Below are 6,307 nucleotides of genomic sequence, written 5' to 3'. Positions count from 1 at the left end.
GCCTTTTCTGCAGCCACCTTGCTTTTGCCATATGTTGAAATCGGGTTGAGGGGTGTTTGCTCCGTGCACTCCACCTTGCCTGTTGTCGTGCCATAGCCGCTGTTTGTTGTCGGGAAAATTATCCTTGAGTCCGGATTCCTGTATTTTAGGATGAGCATGACTGCGGCATGGTTGATGAGCCAGGCCACTTCAGGCTTCTGGTCGGAGGTTGGAAACCCGACTACTGCGGCAAGCGGGAAGATAAAATCAAACTTGTTTTCCTTTAGCAGCTTTGACATGAACGCCTCGTTTGTGACATCCCCGTAAATGAAATCCAGCTTTCCGGACGAAAAGAGGTTGAAAAGTGCGTTTTGGGAAAAGCACAGGTTGTCAACTACCGTGACTTGAAAGCCGCGCTCCACAAGCATCTCGGTCAGGGCCGAGCCAAGGTAGCCGCACCCGCCGGTGATTAGCACCCGCGTGCCCGAGTCAGCCATCTTCTCAAGCTGGGCTTCGTGCTGCTGCGAAAACTCTCGGATCATGATAACGCCTTTTTGAAGGTAATTGAGCCCCGGAAAATCCGAACCCATGGCCTGGACTCTCCGGGAAATCTGTTGAAATAATTGCAAAATAAAGCTATAATAAGGCTCCTCTTGAAATAATAGCATGGAGGAGGTCATTTACAAGTCCAGGGCGCCATCCAGGATTGGCATTGGAGGTGGCGGAAGCGACCTGCCGGCATTTTTTGAAAAATACGGCGGGGCGGTGCTAAATAGCGCAATCAGCCTCTATTCTTACACAAAGCTTTGCAGGGCAAAGCCTGGAAAGACAAACATTGTTTCCCACGACTGGGGTATTGAGAGGTCGTTTGACAGCCTGGAGCTTGAGTTGGACATTAGCAAGAAGGACAACATTGATGTTGTCAAGGCTGCAATGAAAATCGCCGGCCTCAACCCCAAGGAGGGCTACTCCCTTGTGATACATTCCATGAGCCCGAAAAACTCGGGCCTTGCCGGCTCCTCGGCCTTGATTGTCTCGCTTCTTGCCGCAATGTTCAATGCATCAGGAAAGCCCATGATGAACAGGGACAGGTTTGCAAAGGAAGCATACAACGTTGAGAGGAAAATGCTTTCAAGGCCAGGGGGGTACCAGGACCAGTATGCTGCGGTGTTTGGCGGCTTCAACTTCATTGAGTTTGAGAAAAACGAGATTAAGATATCCCCGCTTCGGCTTGAGGAGGACTTGCTTTGCGAATGGCACTCATCCATGATGCTTTTTGAAACCTCGTTTCCGCGAAAAAGCTTTGCGCACGACGTTGAGAGGAAAAAAGAGGAGGACATCAGGGCCGGGGGGGAGAGCATTGAGTACCTCAAGAAAATCAGGGACTATGCCCACCAGATGAAAGACGCGCTTATTTGCGGCGATGTAAAGGAGCTTGGAGGGCTGCTGCACTCAAGCTGGCTTGAGAAAAAGAGGCTGCCTGGCGTAACATTCCCGGAGTTTGAGAAGCTTTATGAGATTGCAAGGAAAAACGGGGCTTACGGCGGGAAGCTTCTAGGCGCAGGCGGCGGCGGGTTTTTGTATGTTATTTGTGATGTAGCTGACAGGAAGAGGATAATGAAGTCGCTTGAGCAGGCAGACGCCAAGCTTGTGAACTTTGATTTTGACTCTGAAGGCATGGTCTCCTGGAGGACCTGAAGGATTAGTTGGTTAATTGAACGGATTAAAGCCAATGTTTGGCAAGATTTCCGTTGAGCTTGTTTTTGATTCCCTGAAGGATGCCCCCTGCAATGCCTGCAAAATGGGCGGCATTTGTGATTACTATTATTTGGACTCCTGCGACAGCCATGCCAAATGACTTGAACTTTAATGCCAGCGCAAAAAACATGCCAAAGAGCACGATTAGCGGGGCTATTGGTGCAAGAATCCACTGCAGGGGGAGTGAAAAGAACGTTTGACTGGAAAATATTAAAAGAAAAAATTCAGCGACAAAGAAAGCAAGAAGCAGGAGAAGGCGTTTGTTATAAGGCCACCTAAGTATTAGCAGGCACTGGGCGTTTCCCTTAGCATACAGGTAGTACTGCTTGAAAAGCTTGGATGGCGTGTTTCGCGGCGGCCAGGCAACCGCAGCGTTTTTGGCAAGCTTGAAGACAAAACCAAGCTTGTTGCACTTTTCATGGAAAACAGTGTCCTCTGCAGTGTAGAGGAACTCCGGATAGCCGCCTGTTTTTTCCCAGACTTTTTTTCTGTATGCCTCGCTTCGGCTTGAAGGCGCCCAGCCATCCTTAAGCCTGCTGATTTTTGGATAGAGAAGCTCTACGCTTGCCCTCTCAAAAAAAGTTTGGGGGTTTCCACCGGTATAAACACCTGCTGAAATGTCCGCGCTTGCATCTTGCTCAAGTGGCCGCACCAGTTTTTCAAGCCAGTCTTCCCCAAAGCTTACTCCCCCGTCGCAAATTGCAATGATTTGGTGCCTTGCGTTCCCTATAGCCACGTTCCTGCCGCGGGCTATGTTTGCGCCTTTTTCCACAATGACTCTTGAATCAATGCCCTTGGATTTGTTCCTGGAGAAAAACGCTCTTATTGTCTCCACAGTGCCGTCCCTGGAGCCGCCGTCAACAATGATGAACTCGTCGGGCTTTCTTGTTTGCGAATAGACTGAGCGCAAGAGCCTCTCAATGCTTGCCTGCTCGTTGAGCACAGTGCAGATTAGGGAAACGCCCATGAGAGGGTATTTGGGAAATGGGGTTAAAAAGTATTGCAATTCAAAGATAAAACCCGGTTAAAAAATGCATAATTAAAAGTATGTTATTAAGTCGCAGGGCTTGGTATTTTTGGAAAACTCGAAAAACATTGAAGAAATCCTGGGCAGGCTTGTTGTAAGGAAAAGCGGGGTGAAAAAAAACCCCATAGCCCTTGTAATCCCATCGGGGAAGTCCTCCGGCCTCCTTGAAGAGCATTTGAAGCTTCTAGTCAGACAAACACGGGCTGACTTTGACGTGATTGTTATTGGCGATTCGCCAAAAGCCGCACCTGAAAAGCTGAACCTGATATTTTACGAAGAAGTTTTTCCGCTTGGCTCGTCTGGCGGGTTTGGGATAGGGCAGGTCATCGGCTACACCCTTGGCTATGAATTTGTAATCAACGCAGACGCGGACTGCTATCCTGACTCCGACAACCTTATTGAGAGGATTGTGGAGCGCTCGCAAAAGGAGCAAAAAGCGGTCTTCCCGGTTTCATACGAGGACGGCGTGCGCGAGCTTTACTTTATCAACAGGTACGGGGTTGCGCCAAGAAGCGTGTTTGAAAAGGCGGGGTTTGAGTACGTGCTTTTTTTCAAGGGAGGGGAGGACTTTGAGTACATGCACAGACTCGAGCTTGCCGGCCTGATGGTTTTGGACAAGTCGGCCAAGACAGTGCACCCGCTGACAAACAACACGCTTGTGGACATGGCAGGCAGAGGGGTCAAATATCTCTACTACCACCGGGCTTTGTTTGCAGCATACCTGCTTGTCATCAGGTACAGCCTTGAAAAGCTCAAGCTCAAAAGCGCGGCCCTCTACACTGCGCGGCTTTTCTTCTGGTTCACGTACTATTTCATTTTCTCCCTTGGAGCCTGCAGGCCGCTAATCAGGGCAGCCTTTGACGGGCTGCTTTTGAACTTTGGCAAAAGATACAGGGACTCCGAGATGTTTTCAATACCTCAGGCGGCTGCAAGGCAGGGAATGGTTGGGATTGCTGCCGATATTGGAGATGGACAGGATAGACAAGACTGGCAGTCTGGTGTTAAGGGCAAGAACCAAAGAACCCTGTATTTCATGGAGAGAAACAGGGACGAGGGCATAATGACAAAAATCGGGGAAAACCTGTTTCTTGTAAAGCGCTTTGCGCAGCTGTTTTTCATCAAGGGGGATTATTTCGGGCCGACTGAAAAATTCCTGGACAAGTACTATTTTTTCATGCCATACATGATGTTTGCAAAGCCGGTGCTTTACAAGGAAAAATTGTATGCGTGGAATAGAAGCGTCTTTTGGGTTTTTGCCGGGGCCGCATTGGCAGCAGCTGCAGCCGCAGCCATTCCCCTTCTTGCTGCAGCCTCGCTTTTACGGCTTATGGCGGATGGAAGCTATCCCCCAATGCCAAAAAACCTTTCAAGGATGCTTGAGGCTTTTTACAAGGGCGTAATAAATATGAAAAAATGAGAAGAGATCTGTGCCTTGTTGCAGCCAACTTTTTCTTTTGCCTTGCTTACCCCAACAGGTGCTTGCAAACTTCTGCCAGGTTGTCCGCCTTTTTTTCCCAGTCGTGGAACAGCAGCATTTTTTCCCTGAGCGCAGGATAGGGATTTTTACCCGGCTTGGATAAGATTTCCCCGATTTTTGAGGCAAGAAGATTTGAGTCGGTTCCGGAAAAGTAAAACTCTGGCCCAAGATAGGGCTTTTTTCCTGAAAGCAGGTCATAGTCGCCAAGAGTGTTTGCAATTACTGGTATGTTGCATGCCATTGCCTCAGCAAGCACAAGGCCAATGCCATGCCAGCACTTGCCAGGAACAACACCCTCCCACAGGCTTACAAGCAAGTCCGCTGCCCTGATGCAATCAGGCATGTTGCTTACAGACTTGAAGACAACAGCCCTGCTGCCAAGTGCTCCTGCCGTCTTTTCAGTTTGCGAATCTGGGTCCACAAGCATGGCAACTGTATTTGGGTCATTGATTTTTCCTACGGCCTCAAGAAGCACAAGGGAGCCCTTGCCCACCCCGCCATAGCACATCACGTGCTTTTTTTTGGGGTCAAGGCCTAGCTTGGCTTTTGCCTCGTGCTTGTCATTTGGCGGCGTGTTCCGCTCGAAATCAACACCCATCTGGACTATCTCGATGTTTTTTGGGGCGGCTCTGATCCTTGAGACAAGCCACTCCTTCTCGGCAGACGAGTTTGTTATGAAGTAGTCGATTTTCTTTAACCAGGCAAGCTCAAAGCCAGACGCAAATTTTGCAAAGGCCCTGTTGAGCGCCCCCCAGTCGCGCCTGTACTGCGCCTTAATCTCAAAGGGCAGGCCGCCTAGCTGCTGGCCAATCAGCTTTGAGTTGCCCTTCAGAAATCTGGCAATGAAAAGATTTTGCAGGGTGTGATACTCAAACAGGATGATTATGCATTTTTCCCGTGCCGCCTTGCGCACGAATGAGAGAAGCCCCAGGGACAAGTCATGGCCAAATAGAAGCGGCAGGGCCGGAAAAAGGTGGTGGTGGATAAGAAGCTCGTCGGTAAAATGGTATTCCTTTGCAAGCAGCCGCTCTGGCTGCACCACATGAACCTCAATTTCAGGGTGGTACTTCTTGAATTCTTTTGAAACCCTGTTCTGCCAGCCTGAAAACAGGAAGTTGCCGCGCTTTCCCGGGCTTATTGAGTCAAAGAACACAAAATAAACTTTCAAAACAAAACACCATCTAAATCAAGCATCTGCGCCCAGGTTATTTTCGCATCCTGGATAAATAATGTTTGCATGGCTGCAGTTTGCATGGCTGCAGTTTGCAAGTCACATTGTCTGTCAACTTTTATCATGGCTTCCACCTGCTTTCAGACAAGTGCACTTCGTACTCGGTTGTTGCATGAATGATTAAAAGCAGGTTTTTGAATAGCACGTAGGTTGCCCTGGAAAAAAGCACTGGCAGAAGGGTGATTGCGGCATATGGGAGCAGCAGAAGCGGAAAGGCAAATGGGTGGGATGCCACCAAATGCTTTGCAATCGGCATGTCAAAGCCCGCCTTTCTGAATTTCCTTGCAAGTATTATGTTGAAAACTGCGCGGAAATATCTGCTTGCAAGCTGCCTGAAAAACATTGGGAGGTTTTCCCGTCCAAAGTATTTTCCAAGAAGCGAAAACTTGACATTAAGGATGTGGATTTTCAGGGTGTCAAACATGAAAAGCAGCTGCCTGTTTGCGTCTTTTATATGGGTTGCCGAGCGGGTTTCAACAACAAGGACATCCGAAAGGCGCACTGGAGCTGCCTGCTTGCCGGTTTTATGGGCCGGGACCTGGGGGTTTTTGTTTTGAGCCACGGCCTGCGGCTTTTTGTCTTCTGTTTCCCTTAAAGCGCAGCCTAAAAGCTGCAGCAGCCAGGTGTGCATGTAAAGCGTGCCTATCCCCTCGTTGACGGATTTTGGGTCAGAAGCGCAAAGTGATTTGAACTGATTGTTGTTGTAGACAATCACCGACACAAACCCCGGGGTCGATTCAAGCAGCTCCTTTTTGCCAATAAAAACCTGAGAGGATGAGGCAGGCGGGGATTGATTATCACGAAACAAGTAGCACTTTGGGGTGACTGACTGGAA

At 49.1% G+C, this 6,307-nt stretch carries 6 protein-coding genes; 2 read left to right on the top strand and 4 right to left on the bottom strand.

The features are described from left to right. On the bottom strand, nucleotides 1–659 hold a 659-nt coding region (locus tag FJZ26_03365), incomplete at its 3' end, for an NAD(P)-dependent oxidoreductase (protein MBM3229444.1). Between FJZ26_03365 and FJZ26_03360 the strand changes: the two genes are divergently transcribed. Next, the gene (locus tag FJZ26_03360; GenBank protein ID MBM3229443.1) at nucleotides 646–1,677 is read left to right on the top strand and encodes a hypothetical protein; all 1,032 of its coding nucleotides are present in this window, start codon (nucleotides 646–648) and stop codon (nucleotides 1,675–1,677) included. The two genes, FJZ26_03365 and FJZ26_03360, sit on opposite strands and share 14 nt — an antisense overlap. 25 nt (nucleotides 1,678–1,702) lie before the next feature. Here FJZ26_03360 and FJZ26_03355 read toward each other — a convergent pair whose 3' ends face one another. Continuing rightward, nucleotides 1,703–2,704: a glycosyltransferase gene (locus FJZ26_03355; protein ID MBM3229442.1), complete on the bottom strand. Its 1,002-nt coding sequence runs from the start codon at nucleotides 2,702–2,704 to the stop codon at nucleotides 1,703–1,705. A 109-nt stretch (nucleotides 2,705–2,813) separates the two neighbouring features. Between FJZ26_03355 and FJZ26_03350 the strand changes: the two genes are divergently transcribed. Next, nucleotides 2,814–4,181 carry a hypothetical protein gene (locus tag FJZ26_03350; GenBank protein ID MBM3229441.1) on the top strand — a complete coding sequence of 456 codons (1,368 nt, stop codon included), beginning with the start codon at nucleotides 2,814–2,816 and terminating at the stop codon, nucleotides 4,179–4,181. A 46-nt stretch (nucleotides 4,182–4,227) separates the two neighbouring features. Here the strand turns inward: FJZ26_03350 and FJZ26_03345 are convergent, their stop codons facing one another. Continuing rightward, nucleotides 4,228–5,409 (bottom strand): glycosyltransferase family 4 protein, encoded by a 1,182-nt coding sequence (locus FJZ26_03345; protein ID MBM3229440.1) that lies wholly within the window; start codon nucleotides 5,407–5,409, stop codon nucleotides 4,228–4,230. Nucleotides 5,410–5,533: 124 nt separating this feature from the next. Continuing rightward, complete coding sequence (locus tag FJZ26_03340; GenBank protein ID MBM3229439.1) at nucleotides 5,534–6,280, bottom strand: hypothetical protein; 747 nt, start codon at nucleotides 6,278–6,280, stop codon at nucleotides 5,534–5,536. Between the last annotated feature and the right edge of the window lie 27 nt (nucleotides 6,281–6,307).

It is taken from the genome of Candidatus Parvarchaeota archaeon, assembly GCA_016866895.1.
GTDB lineage: Archaea > Micrarchaeota > Micrarchaeia > Anstonellales > VGKX01 > VGKX01.
The sequence above is the reverse complement of the archived record's forward strand: the minus strand, read 5'-3'. Positions and strand labels throughout refer to the sequence as shown.